Genomic DNA, 22,128 nt, shown 5'->3' on the forward strand with positions numbered 1-22,128 from the left:
AAAATTTATTTTAGAACTTATATTGCAGAAAAACGTTCTCTTTGAGGACGTTTTTCTTGGTTTATAAAACTTGTTTGAAACGTTTTTTGTGAGTTTAATTATTTACAGTTTAAATGTTTAATTGAAATTTTTATATTTGGCTTTCGGCTAAGATTTTTTTTCAGTAAGTAGATTTAGAAGAATAAAATATATAAAACAGAATTGTATGGGTGGGATATTAGCCGTTATTGGTAAAGGAAAAGATCCGCAGCTTGTAAGAGAACTTTCTAAAAGAATGTCACATCGGGGAGCAGATGAAAGTGATTTGCATGTTATGGAAAATGGCAGCATTTTAGCCAGTGAGCGTATGTTTATTATGGATTTGCATTCAGGAAAACAACCCATTCAGGGAACCAAAAATGCATGGATGGTTCATAATGGAGAAATTTATAATCATAAGGAATTAAGAGAAGGAGTTTTAAAACATCATACATTTAGAACAAAATCAGATTCTGAAGTAATAGTGCATTTATACGAAGAATTTGGTTATGATTTTTGTAATCTGCTCGATGGTGATTTTGCTTTTGTAGTAAACGATGGAGATGATTACATTGCCGGAAGGGATCCAATTGGTGTTAAGCCGCTATACTATGGATTAGACGAAAGAGGGAGAATTTATTTTTCTTCCGAAATGAAATCAATTGCAGATCAGTGTAAGTCGTTTTCAACCTTTCCTCCGGGTCATTATTATACGGCTAAAACTGGCTTTGTTAAATATTATGAACCGGAATATGAAGAGTATGAAAATGCTAATCAGCCACTTGATTTAGATTTGATCAGAGAGTCCTTAATCGAGGCTACCCGCAAACGTTTAATGAGTGATGTTCCCGTGGGAGTTCTTTTGTCGGGAGGTTTAGATTCGTCATTAACTTCAGCAATTGCATCACGATTATTAGCAGGGAGTAAGGAAAAACTGCATTCTTTTTCTATAGGTTTAGATGCAGATTCTCCGGATAATATTGCGGCTAGAAAAGCAGCAGAATTTTTAGGAACACAGCACCATGAAATTCATTTTACTGTTGAGCAGGGAGTTGAAATTCTGGACAAATTGATCTATCATATCGAAACGTATGATATTATTTCGGTACGTTCGGGTGTTCCAATGTACCTGCTGGCAAAAGCAATAAAAGAAAAGGGAATAAAAGTGATACTTTCGGGAGAAGGAGCTGACGAGGTTTTTGGAGGTCATTTGTATTTTAGAAACGCACCGTCTTCTGAAGAATTTCAAAAAGAAACGATTGAAAGGGTTCAAAAGCTCTTTACGGCCGATATATTGCGTGCTGATAAATCAACAATGGCGCATAGTTTAGAACTCAGGGTGCCATTTTTGGATAAAGATTTCCTTGATGTTGCAATCCGAATTAAAACTGAAGAAAAACAGCCAAAAACATATGAAGCTGTTGAAAAATATATTTTAAGAAAAGCATTTGACATGTCTGAAAAGCCATATTTGCCTTCGGAAATTTTATGGAGACAAAAAGAACAATTTTCAGATGGTGTTGGATATGACTGGGTGGATCAATTAATTAAGTATTGTGCTTCTCAGGTTTCAGATGAGCAATTAGCCGGTGCGGCAGCAGAATTTCCGTATAATTCTCCAACAACAAAAGAGGCATATTTATACAGATCCATTTTTCATAAACATTATCCGCAAGTAAGTGCGGCACAAACAGTAAGAAAATGGATTCCAAAATGGCAGGATAATCCTGATCCGAGCGGAAGAGCTAATGCAGCACATTTAAATGCAGATACTGAAATAGCAAAAACAGGTGTGATTGTTTAGAAATAGAAAAAGATCTTAGGTTCAGGAAAAGATAATTCAAAAAAAAAACCGAAATGACGTTAAAAAGTTATTTCGGTTTTTTTATGTTATTCCTATTTTCGGAATTTTGATTTTATGAAGTTTGGAAATTTAGTATGTCTTTTTGGATTTATTTTCTGTAATTTTTAATAATTCTGTTAATAACTTAGGTGCTTTAAAGACTATTTTAAGAGGTATATAAGTTGCGTTTTCATATATTTGCGTGTTAAGACAATAATTACATTTTTTAGAATAAATTATATGAGCGAAGAAATCAAGAAGAACAATTATTCAGCAGATAGTATTCAGGCATTAGAAGGAATGGAGCACGTAAGAATGCGTCCATCGATGTATATTGGAGATGTGGGTGTTCGAGGGCTGCACCATTTGGTTTATGAAGTTGTGGATAACTCTATTGATGAGGCGATGGGAGGACATTGTGATACGATTAGTGTCGCAATTAACGAAGACGGTTCGATAACAGTTGAAGATAATGGTCGTGGTATTCCGGTTGATTTGCATAAAAAAGAAGGTGTTTCTGCTCTTGAGGTTGTAATGACTAAAATTGGTGCCGGAGGTAAATTTGATAAAGATTCTTATAAAGTTTCAGGAGGTCTTCACGGTGTTGGGGTTTCTGTTGTAAATGCTCTTTCTGTTCATATGAAATCTACTGTTTTTAGAGAAGGAAAAATCTACGAACAGGAATACGAAAGAGGAAAATCATTATATCCTGTAAAACAAATCGGGGAAACTGATAAAAGAGGTACACGTCAGACTTTTTATCCGGATGATACTATTTTTCAGCAGACTACAGAGTTCTCTTATGATACGCTTTCAGCCCGTATGCGTGAGCTTTCTTTTTTGAATAAAGGAATCACAATTACTTTTACGGATAAAAGAGAAGTAGATGAAAAAGGCGAATTTAAAAGCGAAGTATTTCATTCTGATGAAGGGTTAAAAGAATATATTCGTTATTTAGATGGTAATCGTGAGCCGATTATTTCTCATGTAATCAGTATGGATAATGATAAAGGCGAAATTCCGGTTGAAGTTGCCCTGATTTACAATACCAGTTATTCTGAGAATATTTTCTCTTATGTGAATAATATCAATACACACGAAGGAGGAACCCATTTACAGGGTTTTAGAAGTGGTTTGACAAGAACACTTAAAAAATATGCTGATGCTTCGGGAATGCTGGATAAACTGAAGTTTGAAATTTCAGGAGACGATTTCCGTGAAGGTTTGACTGCTATTATTTCGGTAAAGGTTTCAGAACCGCAATTCGAAGGTCAGACAAAAACGAAGCTTGGAAACAGAGAAGTTGTTTCTCCTGTTTCTCAGGCCGTAGGGGAGATGCTTGAAAATTATCTGGAGGAAAATCCAAATGATGCAAAAGTAATTATTCAAAAAGTAATTTTGGCTGCCCAGGCACGTCACGCTGCAAAAAAAGCACGTGAAATGGTACAGCGTAAAACCGTTATGGGTGGCGGTGGGCTTCCTGGAAAGCTGTCTGATTGCTCTGAACAGGATCCTGCAAGATGTGAGGTTTATCTTGTTGAGGGAGATTCGGCAGGAGGAACTGCAAAACAAGGTCGTGATCGTAACTTTCAGGCGATTTTACCATTACGAGGTAAGATCCTGAATGTTGAAAAAGCAATGCATCACAAAGTATTCGAAAATGAAGAGATTCGTAATATTTTTACAGCTTTGGGAGTTACTGTTGGAACTGAAGAAGATAGTAAAGCATTGAATCTTTCAAAATTACGTTATCATAAAGTAATCATCATGTGTGATGCCGATGTCGATGGTAGCCACATTTCTACCTTAATATTAACATTCTTCTTCCGTTTCATGAAAGAACTGATTGAGGAAGGTCACGTTTACATTGCGGCGCCACCTTTATATTTAGTCAAAAAAGGAAATAAAAAGGAGTATGCGTGGAATGATGTTCAGCGTGATCAGGCGAATGAAAGGATGGGAGGAAGCGCCGCTATACAGAGATACAAAGGTCTTGGAGAGATGAACGCTGAGCAATTGTGGGAAACTACTATGGATCCAAATTTCAGGACTTTACGTCAGGTAAATATTGATAGTTTGGCGGAAGCTGATCAGGTTTTCTCAATGTTAATGGGCGATGAAGTGCCGCCTCGTAGAGAATTTATCGAGAAAAATGCTGTTTACGCCAATATTGATGCATAGTATTTGGCTGAATGTTTTTTGATAAAATTTTTATTTAAAAAAACAGGAAACTCATTAGTTAGTCGTTTAAACAATTTGTATATTAAACCTGAAATTAATTAATAACCAATAAAGTATAAAATATGAAAGTTACCATTGTAGGAGCAGGAAATGTTGGAGCCACTTGTGCGGATGTTATTTCTTATCGAGGAATAGCCAGCGAAGTAGTATTGTTGGATATTAAAGAAGGTTTTGCTGAAGGTAAGGCTTTAGATATTATGCAATGTGCAACAAATACAGGTTTCAATACTCATGTGTCAGGTGTTACAAATGATTATTCAAAAACAGCCAATAGTGATGTTGTTGTTATCACTTCGGGTATTCCAAGAAAACCTGGAATGACACGTGAAGAATTAATTGGAATAAATGCAGGAATTGTAAAAACCGTTGCTGAAAATGTATTAAAATATTCGCCTGACACCATTATTGTTATGGTTTCTAATCCAATGGACACTATGACTTATCTGGCTTTAAAATCTACAGGATTGCCAAAAAACAGAATAATTGGTATGGGTGGGGCACTGGATAGTTCCAGATTTAGAACGTATCTTTCTTTAGCTTTAGATAAACCTGCAAATGATATTTCAGCAATGGTAATCGGAGGGCATGGTGATACTACCATGATTCCGTTAACCCGTTTGGCATCCTATAACGGAATACCGGTAACTGAATTTCTTTCAGAAGAAGTATTGGAAAAAGTAGCTGCAGATACGATGGTTGGAGGAGCTACACTAACAGGGCTTTTAGGAACATCGGCATGGTATGCACCTGGAGCTTCAGTTGCTTTTTTGGTTGACAGTATTTTAAATGATCAGAAGAAAATGATTGCATGCTCTGTTTATGTAGACGGCGAATATGGTCAAAATGATATATGTATCGGTGTTCCATGTATAATTGGCAAAAATGGTGTTGAACAGATTTTGGAAATTCATCTGAATGAAAAAGAAAAGGATTTATTTGCTAAAAGTGCAGATGCTGTTAGAAGCATGAATGATGCGCTAAAAGAGATTCTGGCTTAAACATTTAAATAAAAAGAATCAAGACTGCACTTTTGCAGTCTTTTTTTTGAGATTAATTAATAAATAAATTGTTTAATCATTTCGAGAATTATATATTTGCTCGGTTTAAAAAAAATGCTGTAATTCGTGATTAAGGTTTTTTAGTTTTAAAAACTCATGTCAGGGCTTATTTTATGGGAATTTAAAACAAACTACAAACAAAAACATAATTAATTTTTAGTAATAATGCAGAATAAAGGACTTATTAAATTTTTCGCAATTCTATTTGCATTGGTAAGTATTTACCAACTTTCTTTCACTTTTGTGGCAAATAATGTCAAAGAGGAGGCTAAAGCTTTTGCAGGAGATAATCCTGACAAGGAATTAAAATATTTAGATTCTATTGGTAAAACGAAGGTTTTTGATCTTGGATTTACAGATTTTACTTATAATGAAGTAAAAAACAAACAATTGAATAAAGGTCTTGACTTAGAAGGCGGAATCAATGTAATTCTTCAGATTTCTATCAAAGATGTTTTGAAAGGTTTGGCTAATAATTCTAAAAATCCGGTATTCAACAAATCATTAGCGGACGCAAGTGCAAATTTAGAAGGGAATAAGACCTATTTAAATAAGTTTTTTGAAGCTTTTGAAGCCAATTCAAATGGAACAACAAAACTAGCATCACCTGATATTTTTGCAAACAGAAGTTTACAGGGAGAAGGTGGTATCGATTTTCAAATGACAGATGCACAAGCGCAAAAAGTAATTAAGAGAAAAGTTGATGAGTCTGTTGAAAGTGCTTTTAAAGTATTAAGAGAGCGTATCGACAAATTTGGTGTTACTCAGCCAAATGTTCAGAAATTAGGAGAAACAGGAAGGATTTTAGTAGAGCTTCCTGGTGCTAAGGATGTTGACAGAATCAAAAAATTATTAGGTGGAAAAGCTCAGTTAGAGTTTTGGGAAACTTTTAAAATAGAAGAAATCGGAAACTTTTTAGTTGCTACTAATGAAGCTTTAAAAAAGACTGAAATCAAGAAAACAGAGACTAAAGCGGTTGTTAAAGATTCATTGAATGCGTTATTAACTGACGCTAAAGATTCACTTGATACTAAAAAAGGGAATAATCCATTATTTGATAAAATATTAGGTCAGGGTGGAGGACCGGTTTTAGGTTATTTTGCCCCAAAAGATACTGCGGTTATTAATGAGTATTTTAAAAGGCCGGAAATCAGAGTGCTGTTGGCCGGAGACCAGCACAACGCAAAATTTGTATGGAGCAAGCCTACTACTATTAAAGATCCAAAAGCTAAAGATATAGCTTCTGCTAAAGATATTGAGGTAGTTGAACTGTATGCTTTAAAAGGGAACAGAGATAATGCTCCTGCTATGAGCGGTGGTGTAGTGACGGATGCAAAAGATACTTTTGATCAATTAGGAAAACCGGCTGTTTCTATGCAAATGAACAGTCAGGGTGCTAAAATCTGGGAAGAATTAACAGGAAGAGCTTTTGCTCAAAAAAGTTATATCGCTATTGTTCTGGATAATGTAGTTTATTCTGCACCGGGAGTAACAAGCGGACCTATCGCCGGAGGAAGATCTGAAATTACAGGTTCTTTTGATGTTGCTGAAACTAAAGATTTAGCTAACGTATTAAATGCAGGTAAATTACCGGCTTCTGCAGATATTGTTCAGTCAACTGTTGTGGGACCATCTTTAGGTCAGGCTGCGATTGATGCGGGAACGATTTCAGCTGTATTAGGATTTTTATTGGTTTGTTTATGGATGGTATTCTATTATGGTAAAGCTGGTTGGTATGCAAACCTTGCGTTATTATTAAACTTACTTTTCCTGTTCGGAATTATGGCAAGTTTTGGTTTTGTATTGACATTGCCAGGGATTGCGGGTATCGTATTAACATTGGGTACTGCTGTAGACGCGAACATTATTATATTTGAAAGAGCTAAAGAAGAATTACGTGAAGGGAAATCATTGTCTGAAGCTGTAGTGGCTTCTTACGGATGGCACGGTGCGATGCGTTCTATCATTGATGCAAACGTTACTCACGTATTGACCGGAGCAATCTTGTTTATATTTGGAACAGGACCAATTAAAGGTTTTGCATTAACATTGCTTATTGGTATCGTAACTTCATTGTTTACTTCAATCTTTATTGCCAGAATTTTCATTGACAGAAATATTGCAGGAAAAGCAGATTTGACTTTCTCTACAAACATTACTAAAAACTGGTTTACTAATTTCCACTTTGACTTTATTAAGATCAAAAAATTCACTTATATTTTCTCTTCAATTGTAGTTGTAGTGAGTTTAATTTCTATCTTCTTTGTTAACGGATTAGATGAAGGTGTTGACTTTGTAGGAGGTAGAACATTCCAGGTTAAATTTGAGAAACCTGTAGATGCAACGGCTGTTTCAGATGAATTGTCTGCCGCTTTTGGAACTCCTGTTGAAGCTAAAATTTTAGGGGATGATGATCAGTTGAAAATCACAACTAAATACAAAATCAAAGAAGACGGTGTAGCTGTTGATGAGGAAGTGAATCAGAAATTATATAAAGCTTTAGCGAAATATTTCCCTAATGTTACGTATGAAAAATTCACAAATACTTATGATGGAAAAGCGATTGGAGTTTTACAGGCTTCTAAAGTTGGGGCATCTATTTCGGAGGATATTAAAACTAACTCATACTGGGCAGTTCTTGGTGCGATGGCAGTTATTTTCTTATATTTAATGATTTCTTTCCGTAAATGGCAATATTCTTTAGGTGCTATTGCAGCTGTTGCGCATGACGTAATTTTTGTATTGGGAATCTACTCATTATGTTACAAATTCATGCCTTTCCACATGGAAATGGATCAGCACTTTATCGCTGCGATTCTTACCGTTATTGGCTACTCTATGAATGATACTGTAATTGTATTTGACAGAATCAGAGAATTTATCATCGGAAACCGTAAAGGCAGTTTTGAAGATATCGTAAATGCTTCTATTAATACAACTTTATCAAGAACATTGAATACTTCATTAATGATGATTATCGTGCTATTAACGATGTTTATCTTTGGAGGAGAGTCAATCAGAGGATTTATATTTGCCATGTTAGTTGGTATTATCGTAGGTACTTATTCATCATTATTTATCGCTACGCCTGTATTGGTTGATACGATTTCAAGTGATGACAAACATACAATTGAAGACAAACATAATAAGGTGTAATTACCCTTTGTTTATATAGAGAAAGATCCGGTGAAAGCTGGATCTTTTTTTTTGTCTTAATTTTTTTTATGGTAAAATATTTTTATTGCAGAAATTCAAAATTTGTAATTCAGAATTTTATTCTTATCATAAAAACACTTCTTTTATTATTTGCCAGTTGTTGTTTTTTTGTATGTAATTAATTCTTTAAGTCAGTTAACTTTATGAAGACCTAGCGCTAAGCTTTTTGTAAAAGATATTTCTAATTTAGCCCTGATGGGAGCGATATCCTTTTTATGGCTTCTTTAGCCAGAAAAAGATATAGCGGACAGCAGGACTGAAGTTTATTGTAATTGATAAAGTTCTGCTCTAAATAAAAATTAAAAGTAAATGGTGAGATTATTAATATTAAGGAAGAGCTCAGACGTAAATTTAAAGCAAAAAAATGCCCAATACGTTTAAAAGCATTGGGCATATTACATTGATTTTTTTTTATGATGCTGATAGAGGATTTCTTTGTGCTCTAATGATGAAGAAAAGACCGATTATGATAAAAGGTATGCTTAGCCATTGTCCTGTTGAGAAGTATCCTAATGTGCTTTCAAAACCTCCCTGACTTTCTTTTACAAATTCGACTATGAATCTTACTACAAATAAAAGGACTAAAAACAGGCCAAATAAATAACCTGATTTAAGTCTTGCATTTGTTTTCCAATATAAAAAGAATAAGATAGCAAATACAAAAATGTAACAAAACGCTTCGTATAATTGTGTTGGATGTTTTGCGGGAACCTGAGCTAACAAGTCAGCAAATTTTGGGTCGGTTGCAATGGCAGTGTAAGCTTGTTTTGGGTCTGCAATTCCTGTTTTACTGACTACCTCGTTTTTACTGAACTGATCATGTAAAAAGCGGATTCCAAAAGCGGAATTTGTTTCGTTTCCAATGATTTCAGAATTCATAAAATTTCCTATACGTACAAATATAGCCCCGCTGGCTACGGGAATAACTACGCGGTCTAAAATCCATAATAAAGGACGTTTTAGAATCATTTTGCTGTAATAATACATAGCGATAATAATGGCAATTGCTGCGCCATGACTAGCTAATCCCTGGAATCCTGTAAACTGGAATTCCGGCTCCAATTTGAATGGTAAAAATATTTCAAGTAAATGATTTCTGAAATATTCCCAATCATAAAACAGAACATGTCCTAAACGTGCGCCAATTAAAGTTGCTAAAACAGTCCAGACAAATAGAGAATCCAGTTTGTCAATTGATTCGTTTTCGCGTTCGAATATCTTTTTCATCAGGAACCATCCTAATCCAAAAGCAATAACGAACATTAAACTGTAATAGCGAATCATAAAAAATCCTAAATCGATTCCCTCAGAAGGATTCCAAACGATATTTAAGGCATGTGTCATATAGTAAATTGTTATGTTTTTGTAAAAATAAATATTTAAAGCAGAGTAAGTCTTTATTTAAAGTTAATGTTTGTGCAGACATTTTTTCTCCGGAACAGGATCGTAACCAGATTTTCCCCACGGATGGCAGCTTAAAATACGTTTAATTCCAAGATATCCACCATAGAATAATCCGTGTTTTTGCAGTGCTTCGATCATATAACTGGAACAGGTGGGTTCGAACCTGCAGGATGCCGGTGTAAATGGTGAAATGGCGTTTTGATAAAACCGTACTAATAAAACAAATGGAGTGATTACTTTCATGATTTATTAGAAATGAATTGATTTATAATGAAAATGTGGTGCCTTCTTTTCCGTCTTTCAATTGGATACCCAAAGCTATCAACTGATCTCTGATTTGGTCAGAAAGTGCGAAATTTTTATCAGCTCTGGCCTGATTCCTCATTCCGATCAGCATGTTTATTACACCTTCTAATTTGTCATTATTGCTGTCAGCAGCTTTATCGTCGCTTAATCCTAAAACATCAAATACGAAGGCTTTAATAACAGTTGAAAATGATTTTAAATCTTCAGCAGAAATGGTCTCTTTGCCTTCTTTCAGTAAATTAATATATCGAACACCTTCGAATAATTGGGCAATTAAAATAGGAGTATTGAAGTCATCGTTCATCGCATCGTAACATAATTGTTTCCATGCACCAAAATCAATAGAACTTGAATTTCCTACTGAAATTGATGTTAAGGCATCAATAGCTTCCATTAATCTTTTATATCCTTTTTCGGCAGCTGTTATGGCATCATCAGAAAAATCTAAAATACTTCGGTAGTGTGCCTGAAGCATAAAAAATCTTGTTACAGATGCAGAAAATGGTTTGCTTAAAACAGTATTTTTCCCGCTTAAAATTTCTCCGGGTAAGATATTATTTCCGGTAGATTTCGCCATTTTTTTGCCGTTCAGCGTAAGCATGTTGGCGTGCATCCAGTAATTTACCGGAGACTGGCCTGTACAAGCCTCGTTTTGCGCAATTTCACACTCGTGGTGTGGGAATTTTAAATCCATTCCGCCTCCGTGAATATCAAAATGATTGCCTAAATATTTTGTACTCATTGCAGTACATTCAAGATGCCAGCCAGGAAAACCGTCACTCCATGGAGAAGGCCATCTCATGATATGTTCGGGCTCTGCTTTTTTCCAAAGCGCAAAATCCTGAGGGTTTCGTTTGTCAGACTGTCCATCAAGATCACGGGTATTGGCTAACATATCTTCGATATTTCTGCCACTTAGAATTCCGTAATTCTTGGTTTCGTTATATTTTACAACATCAAAATAAACTGATCCGTTTGCTTCATACCCAATTCCGGTATCAATAATCTTTTTGATGATTTCGATTTGTTCTATTATATGTCCTGTTGCTGTTGGCTCTATACTTGGCGGTAAAAAATTGAAGGCTTTCAGGATGTCATGAAAATCGACAGTATAGCGCTGTACCACTTCCATAGGTTCCAACTGTTCCAGACGTGCTTTTTTTGCAATTTTATCTTCACCTTCATCAACATCATCCACAATATGTCCAACGTCTGTAATATTACGGACATAACGTACTTTATAATCAAGATGTAGAAAATACCTGAATATGACGTCAAAAGACATAAATGTTCTCACATTTCCTAAGTGAACATTGCTGTAAACAGTAGGTCCGCAAACATACATTCCAACACTCCCTTCATGGATTGGTTTGAAACTTTCTTTTTCACCCGAAAGTGAATTGTATATTTTTAACGATTGTGTTTTATATAAAGGCATATTTTATTGATGTTTTAGGAGCTAATCCTGCTATCCGCTATATCTTTTATGGTGAACCCCACCATAAAAGGATGCCGCTGCTATCAGGGCTAAATCATAAATATAAAGGAAATACGGTATAAATTTAGAATTGCGTATCTAACTTAATATAATCTAAAAATTCTCTCTTTGTTTGGGGTTCTTTGAATTTTCCGCCAAATTCAGATGTTACCGTACTGCTTTCGATATCTTTAATTCCTCTGGAATTTACACAAAGATGTTTTGCATCTATAACGCAGGCGACATCTTCTGTTCCCAGGGCTTTTTGTAATTCCTGAACAATCTGCATTGTCAAGCGTTCCTGTACCTGAGGTCTTTTTGCATAATATTCAACGATGCGGTTCATTTTTGATAAACCAATAACTCTTCCGCTAGATATGTAAGCAACGTGAGCACGTCCGATAATTGGCAGTAAATGGTGTTCACAGGTAGAATAAACCGTGATGTTTTTTTCTACCAGCATTTCACCATATTTGTAGTTGTTATCAAAAGTTGAAGCTTTTGGTTGTTTGGCAGGGTTTAAACCTCCGAAAATCTCTTTTACAAACATTTTTGCAACACGGTTTGGAGTGCCTTTTATACTGTCATCCGTCAAATCCATTCCAAGTGTCTGAAGAATGTTTTCGACATCTTTTTTAATTTTTTCTATTTTTTCTTCATCAGTTATATCAAAAGCGTCCGCTCTAAGTGGGTTTTTTGCATTGCTGCTGAAATGACTGTCACCTATTTCGTCTAAAAAATCTTCGTTATTTATCATTAAAAACTACTATTATAATGGGTATATCTTTTTAAGGCGGTAAAGATAATTAATAAATGGGAAACCTTTTCTATCGTTTTTACTATTTAATTAATCCTTTTTTGATATAATTTAAATTAAAAAAAATGACTGATTACTAAAAACACAAAAGACAATAACTTAGTCAGTCATTGTCTTTTTGAAGTCTGTAGCTAGTCCTTACTATTTTTTAGTATAAGCGATAAGCGCTTCCTTCAATATGTTTACAGCGGTAGTCAAATCTTTTTGGTTTAATACATATGCAATTCGAACCTGATTAAGACCCATTCCGGGAGTTGAATAAAAACCTGCTGCCGGTGCTACCATTACAGTTTCTCCATTCAAATCATAACTTTCCAGAAGCCATTGTGCAAAATCTTCAGAATTGTCTATTGGCAATTGTGCAATACAATAAAAAGCTCCTTTGGGCTTTGTTACGATTACCCCGTCAATTTTATTTAGTTCAGTAATTAATGTATCACGACGGCTTTTGTATTCTGAAATTACTTCATCAAAATAACTCTGTGGAGTATCTATCGCAGCTTCGCATGCAATTTGTTCAATTGTTGGCGGACTTAAGCGCGCCTGGGCAAATTTCATTACTGTTGCCAGTACCTGTTTGTTTTTAGTAACTAAACAGCCTATCCTTGCACCACACATACTGTAGCGTTTTGAAACAGAATCAACCATGATGACGTTTTGCTGGACATCTTCTAAATTCATTACTGAAAAATGCACCTCATTTCCATCATATAAAAATTCACGATACACTTCATCAGCAATTAAATACAAATCATGCTTTTTTATCAAGCCTGCCAATTGCTTAATTTCTTCTTCAGAATATAAGTACCCAGTCGGATTTCCGGGATTGCAAATCAGGATTGCTTTTGTTCTGGGTGTAATTAGTTTCTCAACTTCTTCTACACTTGGTAAGGCAAAAGCAGTTTCAATTGTAGAAACAAGAGGTACTACAGTTGCGCTTGTTGATGATGCAAATGCATGGTAATTAGCATAAAATGGTTCCGGAATGATAATTTCATCTCCAGGATCTGTTATTGTGGCCAGTGCAAAAAGTAAGGCCTCAGAACCACCAGTAGTTACAATGATGTCTTCTGTATTAACGTTTACATTTTGGCGCTGGTAAAAATGAGCTAATTTTTTTCTATAGCTTTCGTATCCGGCAGACGGACTGTATTCTATAATACTCAAATCAATATTCTTTACCGCCTCGATGGCCACTTCCGGTGTATTGATATCCGGTTGACCAATGTTTAAGTGATACACTTTGAGTCCTTTTTTCTTTGCTAAATCAGCAAAAGGAGCCAGCTTTCGTATCGGTGATTCGGGCATGTTTCTGCCCTTGTGTGAAATTGTTGGCATGAGTATAAATTATTGAAGTGCAAATTTGCATTTTTTTTTCGGATTTAGCGTAAACAATAGGAGGAGTTGTGAAAATGTAACAATAATCAATTTTTTTAGTAATTTTATAATAAAAAATTATCAATGAAAAAATATATGATATTGTTTTTTGGGCTTTTAGCATCTTTTGTACTAAATGCTCAGGATGATTTTTTAATTGAAAAGCATAAAAAGAAAGTGATAATCCCCTTTAAACTAATCAATAACTTAGTTTTTATACCTATAAAAGTTAACGGTATTGAGCTGAACTTCTTATTGGATTCTGGTGTTGATGAAACAATTTTATTCAGCATGGACGACAAAAAAGAGGTCAGTTTTAAAAATGTTCAAAAAATTAAACTTCGCGGTTTAGGAAGTGAAGAGGAAATAGAGGGTTTAAAATCAACCAATAATATTCTGGAAACACATGGTTTAAAATCTGTAAATCATTTGGTTTATATCATTTTAGATCAGGGATTCAATTTGTCTTCTCACATAGGAATTCCGGTTAACGGCATAATTGGCTATAAATTTTTTAAAAATAATATTGTAGAAATTAATTATCAAAAGAAAAGAATTTTTGTGCATCAAAAAAATGAAACGGTTAGGAATAATTATGATAAAAAGTTCAAAAGATTACCCATTAGTATTGAAAGGTCAAAACCTTATGTTATTGCTTCTGCCGTAGTTGGAGGTGAAAAAATTCCGGCGAAATTATTGGTGGATATTGGTAACAGTGATTCATTCTGGGTTTTTGAAAATGATAAAATAAAACTACCCGAGAAAAATTTTCCTGATTTCCTTGGAAAAGGATTTAGTGGTGACATAGAAGGGCACAGGGCTAAAGTTTCAAATTTTTCACTTTCTGATTTTGAATTTAGAAACCCAATTGTGGCTTTTCCGGACTCAGGTTCCATAAGAAATGTAAAAATGGTTGAGAATCGAATAGGTTCAGTAGGGGGCGAAGTTTTAAAACGCTTTACAGTGGTCATGGATTATGCGGATAAAAAAATGTATCTGAAAAAAAATAACAAATTCAATGAACCATTTACTTATAATAAAAGCGGAATTACAGTTCAGCATAATGGCTTGCAGTGGGTGCAGGAAACGGTACATTTGGAAACAGTACGTGTAGGTAACGCAACTGATGAAAATTTTAACGGAAAAAACAATAATGATTTCAGATATAAATTTCAATTAAAGCCTGTATATGAAATTGTAAATGTCCGCAAAAAATCAGCAGCAGAAAAAAGTGGCCTGCAAAAAGGTGATGTCATTATTAGTATTAATCATACTAAGCCTTACAAATATACATTACAACAAATCAACAATCTTTTGAAATCGGAAGAAGATATATGGATTAATTTAGAAATTGAACGCAATAGTGTATTATTGAAATTTCGTTTTCGTTTAGAAGATGAATTGTAGTTGCTTTATTTTAATTTTTTAATTGATAATTAGCTAATTATTGGTTTGTTTTTTGGATTAGATCGTTTTATTGAATAATTTGAGTATTTTTAACAAAAATTTTATTAGTCTATGGTTAAAAAATACTCTTTTGTAACTGCTATTAGCTTTTATATTCTTACTCTTCTTTTACTTCCTACTAAAAGTTTTGCACAATGTGCTGGTTTTGACTCTTCGGCTCCTTTTGAAGTTTGTGATATAACCAATATTAATAGTCAGGCAATAGATTTATTTCCATTATTAGGTGCTACTGCAGTTCCTGGGGGAACATGGTCAGATGATGATAATTCGGGAGGTTTAAATGAAATTACCGGCATTTTAAATGCTCAGATAATTCCTTCCAGTGGGCTGTATCATTATACTTATACGGTTACCGGTACTAATGGATGCGCAGATAATTCAGCAACTATTGAAGTTATTATTGGAGGATATGCAGGTGTTGCAGAAAAAGCATCTGCGTGTAGTGATGATCAGGCATTCAATCTTTTTCAGATATTCGATGCGAATAATCATTTGAGTCCTCAATCAGGGGGAAGCTGGTACAATGACACAAACAATACTCCATCTCCTAGTACTATAAATGCAACAACATTCCAACCTGGAACTTACAAGTTTACCTATACTATTGCTGCTATTGGAAATTGTCCTGCTGTTTCTTCAACAGGTTTTGTAACTATTTTCAGATCTCCGGAACCAGGAAAGCCTTCAGAATTAGTATTATGTGAAGACAGTGATTTTTCGGTCCATTCAAATCTTGATCTGAATGATTGGGTTGCAGATGAAGATCCGGGAGGGACATGGACTGATAATAATGGCACAGGACAAATTACCTTTATAAAAGACCATAATATAGATGTTCAGTATATATATAATAATTTTGGTATAGGAACTTATAATTTTACTTATACAGTTTTGCCTTCAAGTCCGGTATGTAATATAGAAACAGCTGTTGTAAGTATTAAAATTGAAAAGAAATACGATTTCACTGGTGCAACTTTAGAAGTAAGAAATGATATTTGCGAGTCAGATATTGCAACCGCAACCTATACAGCAACAATATCACAGGGAATTCAGAATATACCAGATGGTCAATATTTTGTTACTTATGCGGTTTCCGGACCAAATGGAGGAACAAGAACAATACAGGATACATTTTCTAATGGAAATCTAACTTTCGGTTTAAGCAGGAATAATTTTCAACAGTCAGGAAGTTTTACCATCAGCATTATAAAAATTGAAGAAATTAATAGTGAAGGCAGCTGTGTAAATATAATACATGATATATCAGATGTTCTGCATGTTTATAAAACACCGGTTCTAAACGGAGCTGTTTTGACACCGGCAGTAACTTGTCAGAATAAAAGTTCTCAGACAATGATTTTAAATGCTTCGGGATTAGAAGATGGAACTTACACAATTTTATATAATGTTTCAGGATCAAACACAGCAACTGCTCAGGTAGCAACGATTAATGTTGTAAGCGGAAGTGCAAGTTTTACGATTCCTTCAAACTTAAATGCCAATAGTGGTAATTCGATTATTACGATTACTAATATAACCAATGCAGCTACCCCTTATTGTACAAATACAGCGAGTTTAAACGGAAATTTAATTATAAACAAATTACCTGATGTAAGCAACTTGAAAGTCGGAGTTTCAGATAATTGTATCAATAAAACTTTTTCAGCTTCAGTAACCGGTTTAGGAACACTTACAAATGTTACAATTTCATATATATTATCCGGCAGCAATTCTGCAACTGTGCAAACAGTAAATTTAACAGTAACTAACGGAACAGCTAATTTTATTATTCCGACTACTTTATTGCCAAACGCAGGTGCTACATCAATTTCAATTACAAATCTGTTAAATAATGATACAACTTGTGATATAAATTTGACAACCGTTTCGGATACATTTACAATAAATGCTATTCCCGCAGCTCCTATTGCAGCAAACCAGTCTTTTTGTAAAGTTGACAAAGCTACAATTGCTAATCTGGTTCCAAATAACTCTCAGTATAAATGGTACAACTCGCCAACGCTAACTACACCTTTATCTAACACAGATGTTTTAAAATCAGAGGATTATTGGGTAACAGAAACTTCAGCAGCAGGTTGTACTTCACCGCCTACAATGATTACAGTGACAGTAAGCGACTCGCAGGCGCCAGTTTTAGATACTGACGGGCAAAATTTTTGCGGTTTAGAAAATCCTGTTATTTTAGATTTATCTAATAACACAAATGCGGCATCAACAGTGGTCTGGTATGATGCTGTAAGTAATGGTAATTTGCTATCCCCAACAACTCCACTTACAGACAATAAAACTTATTATGGTTTCGACTTATCAACATCTACAAATTGTATTTCAGAAGATCATTTAGAAGTGAAAGTTTCCCTGAGTCATTGTGATGAAACCGAATATGAAACTTTTTTTGTTCCGGATGGATTCTCACCAAATGGAGATAATGTAAACGACACTTTTACAATTCTAAAAATTGATTTCTTGTATCCAGATTATACTCTCGAAATTTATAATCGATATGGAAATGTCTTGTTTAAAGGAAATAAAAACAAACCGGATTGGGATGGGAAAAATTCTGAAGGAGCCGGTTTTGGTGACGGAATAGCGCCAAATGGAGTCTATTTTTATGTTATTCATTTCAATAAAGATAATAAACCGCCTCAGCAGGGTCGTCTTTATTTAAATAGATAATCTTCATTTACATTTTAATATAGTCTCAATGAAAAAAATAATACTTTTTATAACTTTCCTTTTTTACGTTACATCAGCTTCAGCACAGCAAGATCCTGAATATACACATTATATGTATAATATGAGTGTAGTAAATCCTGCTTATGCAACAAGTACTGCTGCGATGCTTAGTTTAGGAGGATTATACAGAACGCAATGGGTTGGAGCAGTAGGAGCACCAAAAACTTTTACTTTTTTTGGCCATACCGCTTTGAATGAAAAGATTGAAGTAGGCGCTTCATTAATTTCAGATGACATTGGTGATGGTGCGAAAAAAGAAAATAATTTCTACGCTGATTTTGCTTATGTGCTTCAATTAGAAGGTAAAAACAAACTTTCTTTCGGATTGAAAGCAGGGTTTACTTCTTTACAAACTAATTTTAACGGATTTCGTTTTACAGATACTGCTACAGATTTGGCTTTCGCCGAAAATATAAACGTTACTAAACCTAATATTGGAGCAGGAGCCTATTATTTTACTGATAAATATTATATAGGCTTGTCTGTTCCGAATTTACTGAGTTCAAAACATATTGAAGAAAAATCAGGTATCAACGCTTTCGGGTCTGAAGAAATCCATACTTTTTTGACCGCAGGATATGTTTTTCAGATTAATGATGCACTCAAATTAAAACCTGCATTTATGTCAAGATTTGTTTCCGGAGCACCTCTTTCAGTTGATATTACAGCCAATGTTTTGTATAATGAAAAGTTTGAACTGGGAGCTGCTTACAGACTAAATGATGCTGTGAGTGCCTTAATGAATATAAATGTTACACCATCCCTGAGAATTGGATATGCTTATGATTATACCGTTTCAAATTTGGGACAATTTAACTCCGGAACTCACGAGATTATGCTGCTTTTTGATCTGGATTTATTAGGAAAAGGATATGATAAATCACCAAGATTCTTTTAAAATGAAAAATATCAACAGACTACTCGTTATTGTATTCGTATTTTCTATACAGTTTGTAAACGCTCAGGATCAGGATCTGGCGAGGGCCAGGCGTTTTTTTGACAGAACGTATTACGCTGAAGCCATAGTTTTATATGAGAAACTAGCTCAGGAAAAACCTTCGCAGGAGGTAATTAAAAACCTCGCTGATTCTTATTACTATACAAATGATGTGATAAAAGCGCAACGTTATTACAGGCTTTTAATTAAAAATTACGATAAGGATTTAGACCGAAATTACTATTTCAAATATGCCCAAACGCTAAAAGCCACAGAGAATAAAGAAGAAGCAAACGAAGCTTTAAAGACATACTATTCAAAATCTGAAAATAGTGAAGACTTATTGAATTTTGAAAAAGACATCAAAACGTTGGAAAATGTTGCTGCAATTGGAAACCGTTTCGAAATAAAAAACTTAGCTATAAACACACCAAATTCAGAGTTTGGGGCAGTAAAATATAATGACAGCTTGGTTTTTGCCGGAGTGAAACTGAAACCCGGATTATTTGATAAAAAGTACAAATGGGATAATGCAGCCTACCTGAATTTGGTTGCTGTTCCAATCCAAAATATAAATTTGCAGGATCAGATAACGCATTATTTTTCGGATGAATTAAAAACCGGAATGCATGAGTCGAATGCAGTTTTTACAAAAGATGGCAAAACAATTTATTTTACACGTAATAATTCAGAAAACGGCAGCAAAAGAAAAAATGAAGAAAAAATCTCAAACCTGCAGATTTTTAAAGCTGAATTAGTAAACGGAAAATGGACCAATATAGTTTCGCTTCCTTTTAACAGTGATAATTATTCTGTAGAACATCCGGCATTAAGCGCAGATGAAAAAGTATTGTATTTTGCTTCTGACATGCCGGGAACATTGGGTTCTTTTGATATTTATTCTGTAAATATAAATCAGGGTGCTTTTGATACTCCAAAGAATTTAGGTCCAATTATCAATACAGATAAAAGAGAACAGTTTCCGTTTGTATCAAAAGACAATAAACTTTATTTTTCATCAGAAGGGCATTTAGGATACGGATCACTGGATATATTTGTTTCAGAAATTAAAGAAAAAGAATATGGAAAGCCTGTAAATGTTGGTTTGCCTGTTAATTCGAATTTAGATGATTTTTCGTTTAATTTTGATTCGGTAACTAAAGAAGGATTCTTTTCCTCAAACAGAAAAGGCGGAAAAGGAAGCGACGACATCTATCAGTTAAAAGAAATTAAGGATCTGGTTGTTGAGGATTGTAAACAGTTTATTGCCGGAATTATAACAGATGCCGACACAAAGCTAGTTTTAGAAAATGCAATTGTAGAGCTTCAGGATGCGGAGAAAAAACAGCTCAATTTAGTTAAAACAACTGCTGACGGAAAATTTAGTTTTACTGTGCCTTGTGAAACTTCTTTTACTGTGCTGGCTTCCAAAGAAAATTATACCAGTAACTCAAAATCGTTAGCTTCAGGGAAGACCAGAAATGCAACTAATGATGCCTCAATGACATTAAAATCCTTAGAAATTGTCAAACTGGAAGAAAAACAGGCTGCTGAAAATAAAAGAAAACAGGAGCTTATTATAGAAGAAGAAAATAAGAAAAAAGAAGCCCTTGCAATAATCGCTTTAAAAGAGTCAGAAAAAAAAGCCAAAGTCGATAAAATTGCTGCAGAGGAAGTAAAGAAAAAAGAAAAAGTAAATCAGATTTTAGCTCAGGAAAAAGATGTTGTAAGAGATAAAGACAGACTTATCATTAAAACCGACCCGATTTATTTTGATTATAATATGTGGTATATCCGAAAAGAATCAAAGGTAGTTTTAGGAAGGGTTGTAGAGCTAATGAAGAAATATCCCGGAATGGTAATCGAAATCGGATCACACACCGATTCCAGGGGAAATGCTAAATTCAATGAAGATCTATCTCAAAAAAGAGCAAATTCTACCCGAGAATTTATAATTCAGTCCGGTATTGATGCCAAAAGAATAACCGCCAAAGGTTATGGGGAATCTGTTCCAATTATAAAATGTAAAGCAGATAATGCCTGTTCAGAAGAGGAACACGAATTAAACCGAAGATCTGAATTTGTGATTAAAGGTTTGTAATTTTTAAAAATAAATTCAACTAAGAAGCCTTATCATTGGCTTCTTTTTTATTATTTTTAATGAGTATAACTTTGAAATTAAAAATATTCAATTATGAAAAAACTAGTTTTATCCTGTCTGATTTTATCTTTCGCCGGACTGCAAAGCTGTAAAAACAGTGAAAACCTGAAAGAAACTGAAACAGTAAGTACTGAAGCTGAAAAAGTGGTAAGTACCCAATGTTATGAAGCAACTTATGAAACTGATATCATAGATTTAAAATTGAATATTTTAGAAAACGGAAAAGTAGGCGGAAACATGTCAATGAAAGTTTCTGGTGCAGAAGAAAGAATCGGTGAAATCAAAGGAGAGTTTCATGGTGATACTTTGTTTGCAGATTATACTTTTACAGAAGGAGCAAACAAAAAAACATTCAAAAATCCAATGGCATTCCTTAAAAAAGGCAAGCAGCTTATCTTGGGGAACGGAACCATGCAGACTACAATGGGGGTGACGTATCTGGTTAAAGATAAACCTATTGATTTTGAACGTGTGAAATATAAATTTGACAGCATCGACTGCGTTGATAAATAAAAATAGGAGAATAAAAAACATAAAAAGCCGTTTCAAACTAATGAAACGGCTTTACTATTTTTAAAATTATTTTTTATAAAACTTCACCTTTAATTTTTAAAGCGATCCTTCCGTCAGGATAATTAACGGCATTGGTCTCAACCGTAATCGTTTTGCGGATTGGCCCTGCAGCCATATTGTATTTTACGTCAATTTTTCCTTTTTTTCCAGGCTGGATAGCAGCAGTTGGTTTTGTAACTATGATAGAGCTTAAGGTCGACTGAGCGCCAATAATTAGTAATGGAGCATTTCCTGTGTTTGTAAATTCAAAAGAACGAACGGGATTGTCAGTCTTGGAAATTTTTCCGTAATCAATAGTGTTGTCCGGAGCCGAAAATTCAATTTTAGGACCGTGTTGAGAATATCCGGCAACGCTAAATAGTACGATTGCAATAAATTTAATAACATTTTTCATTTTGAAACTGTTTTTAAGATAGGGGTAAATATACTTTCTTTTAATTAATACACAAATTATTAATTCGTTTTTTATAGTGTAC

The 22,128-nt window shown here is 34.3% G+C and carries 15 protein-coding genes; 9 read left to right on the top strand and 6 right to left on the bottom strand.

Annotated features, from left to right (window positions below; genetic code table 11):
• Positions 1-205: 205 nt before the first annotated feature.
• The 4 genes from asnB to secDF all read left to right on the top strand — a co-directional run bounded on the left by asnB (position 206) and on the right by secDF (position 8,316).
• On the top strand, positions 206-1,822 hold the full coding sequence (asnB, locus tag GXM17_RS14315) for an asparagine synthase B (protein WP_163400005.1): 1,617 nt from the start codon (positions 206-208) through the stop codon (positions 1,820-1,822).
• A 279-nt stretch (positions 1,823-2,101) separates the two neighbouring features.
• Positions 2,102-4,042, top strand: coding sequence for a DNA topoisomerase (ATP-hydrolyzing) subunit B (gene gyrB / locus GXM17_RS14320; RefSeq protein ID WP_163400006.1), 1,941 nt, complete (start codon positions 2,102-2,104; stop codon positions 4,040-4,042).
• Between the two features lie 122 nt (positions 4,043-4,164).
• Entirely contained in the window at positions 4,165-5,100 is a 936-nt protein-coding gene (mdh, locus tag GXM17_RS14325; RefSeq protein ID WP_163400007.1) for a malate dehydrogenase, read from the top strand.
• Between the two features lie 225 nt (positions 5,101-5,325).
• Positions 5,326-8,316 carry a protein translocase subunit SecDF gene (gene secDF / locus GXM17_RS14330; RefSeq protein ID WP_163400008.1) on the top strand — a complete coding sequence of 997 codons (2,991 nt, stop codon included), beginning with the start codon at positions 5,326-5,328 and terminating at the stop codon, positions 8,314-8,316.
• A gap of 471 nt (positions 8,317-8,787) precedes the next feature.
• On the opposite strand, the gene lgt is transcribed toward secDF, so the two are convergent.
• The 5 genes from lgt to GXM17_RS14355 form a co-directional block, all read right to left on the bottom strand.
• Positions 8,788-9,720 carry a prolipoprotein diacylglyceryl transferase gene (gene lgt / locus GXM17_RS14335; RefSeq protein ID WP_163400009.1) on the bottom strand — a complete coding sequence of 311 codons (933 nt, stop codon included), beginning with the start codon at positions 9,718-9,720 and terminating at the stop codon, positions 8,788-8,790.
• Between the two features lie 63 nt (positions 9,721-9,783).
• The gene (gene yidD, locus GXM17_RS14340) at positions 9,784-10,023 is read right to left on the bottom strand and encodes a membrane protein insertion efficiency factor YidD (RefSeq protein WP_163400010.1); all 240 of its coding nucleotides are present in this window, start codon (positions 10,021-10,023) and stop codon (positions 9,784-9,786) included.
• 22 nt (positions 10,024-10,045) lie between these two features.
• Positions 10,046-11,524, bottom strand: coding sequence for a cysteine--tRNA ligase (cysS, locus tag GXM17_RS14345; RefSeq protein ID WP_163400011.1), 1,479 nt, complete (start codon positions 11,522-11,524; stop codon positions 10,046-10,048).
• A gap of 124 nt (positions 11,525-11,648) precedes the next feature.
• Positions 11,649-12,320 carry a GTP cyclohydrolase I FolE gene (folE, locus tag GXM17_RS14350; RefSeq protein WP_066032379.1) on the bottom strand — a complete coding sequence of 224 codons (672 nt, stop codon included), beginning with the start codon at positions 12,318-12,320 and terminating at the stop codon, positions 11,649-11,651.
• A 201-nt stretch (positions 12,321-12,521) separates the two neighbouring features.
• Positions 12,522-13,718 carry a pyridoxal phosphate-dependent aminotransferase gene (locus GXM17_RS14355; protein WP_163400012.1) on the bottom strand — a complete coding sequence of 399 codons (1,197 nt, stop codon included), beginning with the start codon at positions 13,716-13,718 and terminating at the stop codon, positions 12,522-12,524.
• 123 nt (positions 13,719-13,841) lie between these two features.
• On the opposite strand from GXM17_RS14355, the gene GXM17_RS14360 reads away from it, so the two are divergent.
• The 5 genes from GXM17_RS14360 to GXM17_RS14380 all read left to right on the top strand — a co-directional run bounded on the left by GXM17_RS14360 (position 13,842) and on the right by GXM17_RS14380 (position 21,592).
• A complete protein-coding gene (locus GXM17_RS14360; RefSeq protein ID WP_163400013.1) occupies positions 13,842-15,164 on the top strand; it encodes a PDZ domain-containing protein in 1,323 nt (440 codons plus the stop codon).
• Positions 15,165-15,275: 111 nt separating this feature from the next.
• Positions 15,276-17,921 carry a gliding motility-associated C-terminal domain-containing protein gene (locus tag GXM17_RS14365; protein WP_163400014.1) on the top strand — a complete coding sequence of 882 codons (2,646 nt, stop codon included), beginning with the start codon at positions 15,276-15,278 and terminating at the stop codon, positions 17,919-17,921.
• Between the two features lie 28 nt (positions 17,922-17,949).
• On the top strand, positions 17,950-18,879 hold the full coding sequence (locus tag GXM17_RS14370; protein WP_163400015.1) for a PorP/SprF family type IX secretion system membrane protein: 930 nt from the start codon (positions 17,950-17,952) through the stop codon (positions 18,877-18,879).
• Between the two features lies 1 nt (position 18,880).
• Entirely contained in the window at positions 18,881-21,019 is a 2,139-nt protein-coding gene (locus tag GXM17_RS14375) for an OmpA family protein (protein WP_163400016.1), read from the top strand.
• 93 nt (positions 21,020-21,112) lie between these two features.
• Positions 21,113-21,592 carry a hypothetical protein gene (locus tag GXM17_RS14380; RefSeq protein ID WP_163400017.1) on the top strand — a complete coding sequence of 160 codons (480 nt, stop codon included), beginning with the start codon at positions 21,113-21,115 and terminating at the stop codon, positions 21,590-21,592.
• Between the two features lie 73 nt (positions 21,593-21,665).
• On the opposite strand, the gene GXM17_RS14385 is transcribed toward GXM17_RS14380, so the two are convergent.
• On the bottom strand, positions 21,666-22,046 hold the full coding sequence (locus GXM17_RS14385) for a DUF1573 domain-containing protein (RefSeq protein ID WP_163400018.1): 381 nt from the start codon (positions 22,044-22,046) through the stop codon (positions 21,666-21,668).
• Positions 22,047-22,128 lie beyond the last annotated feature (82 nt).

The organism is Flavobacterium fluviatile, assembly GCF_010645065.1.
Taxonomy (GTDB): domain Bacteria; phylum Bacteroidota; class Bacteroidia; order Flavobacteriales; family Flavobacteriaceae; genus Flavobacterium; species Flavobacterium fluviatile.

Bases quoted from the DNA above. Each gene is read 5' to 3' on its own strand.
- asnB (WP_163400005.1), top strand. From the start codon at position 206: ATGGGTGGGATATTAGCCGTTATTGGTAAAGGAAAAGATCCGCAGCTT.
- gyrB (WP_163400006.1), top strand. From the start codon at position 2,102: ATGAGCGAAGAAATCAAGAAGAACAATTATTCAGCAGATAGTATTCAG.
- mdh (WP_163400007.1), top strand. From the start codon at position 4,165: ATGAAAGTTACCATTGTAGGAGCAGGAAATGTTGGAGCCACTTGTGCG.
- secDF (WP_163400008.1), top strand. From the start codon at position 5,326: ATGCAGAATAAAGGACTTATTAAATTTTTCGCAATTCTATTTGCATTG.
- lgt (WP_163400009.1), bottom strand. From the start codon at position 9,720: ATGACACATGCCTTAAATATCGTTTGGAATCCTTCTGAGGGAATCGAT.
- yidD (WP_163400010.1), bottom strand. From the start codon at position 10,023: ATGAAAGTAATCACTCCATTTGTTTTATTAGTACGGTTTTATCAAAAC.
- cysS (WP_163400011.1), bottom strand. From the start codon at position 11,524: ATGCCTTTATATAAAACACAATCGTTAAAAATATACAATTCACTTTCG.
- folE (WP_066032379.1), bottom strand. From the start codon at position 12,320: ATGATAAATAACGAAGATTTTTTAGACGAAATAGGTGACAGTCATTTC.
- GXM17_RS14355 (WP_163400012.1), bottom strand. From the start codon at position 13,718: ATGCCAACAATTTCACACAAGGGCAGAAACATGCCCGAATCACCGATA.
- GXM17_RS14360 (WP_163400013.1), top strand. From the start codon at position 13,842: ATGAAAAAATATATGATATTGTTTTTTGGGCTTTTAGCATCTTTTGTA.
- GXM17_RS14365 (WP_163400014.1), top strand. From the start codon at position 15,276: ATGGTTAAAAAATACTCTTTTGTAACTGCTATTAGCTTTTATATTCTT.
- GXM17_RS14370 (WP_163400015.1), top strand. From the start codon at position 17,950: ATGAAAAAAATAATACTTTTTATAACTTTCCTTTTTTACGTTACATCA.
- GXM17_RS14375 (WP_163400016.1), top strand. From the start codon at position 18,881: ATGAAAAATATCAACAGACTACTCGTTATTGTATTCGTATTTTCTATA.
- GXM17_RS14380 (WP_163400017.1), top strand. From the start codon at position 21,113: ATGAAAAAACTAGTTTTATCCTGTCTGATTTTATCTTTCGCCGGACTG.
- GXM17_RS14385 (WP_163400018.1), bottom strand. From the start codon at position 22,046: ATGAAAAATGTTATTAAATTTATTGCAATCGTACTATTTAGCGTTGCC.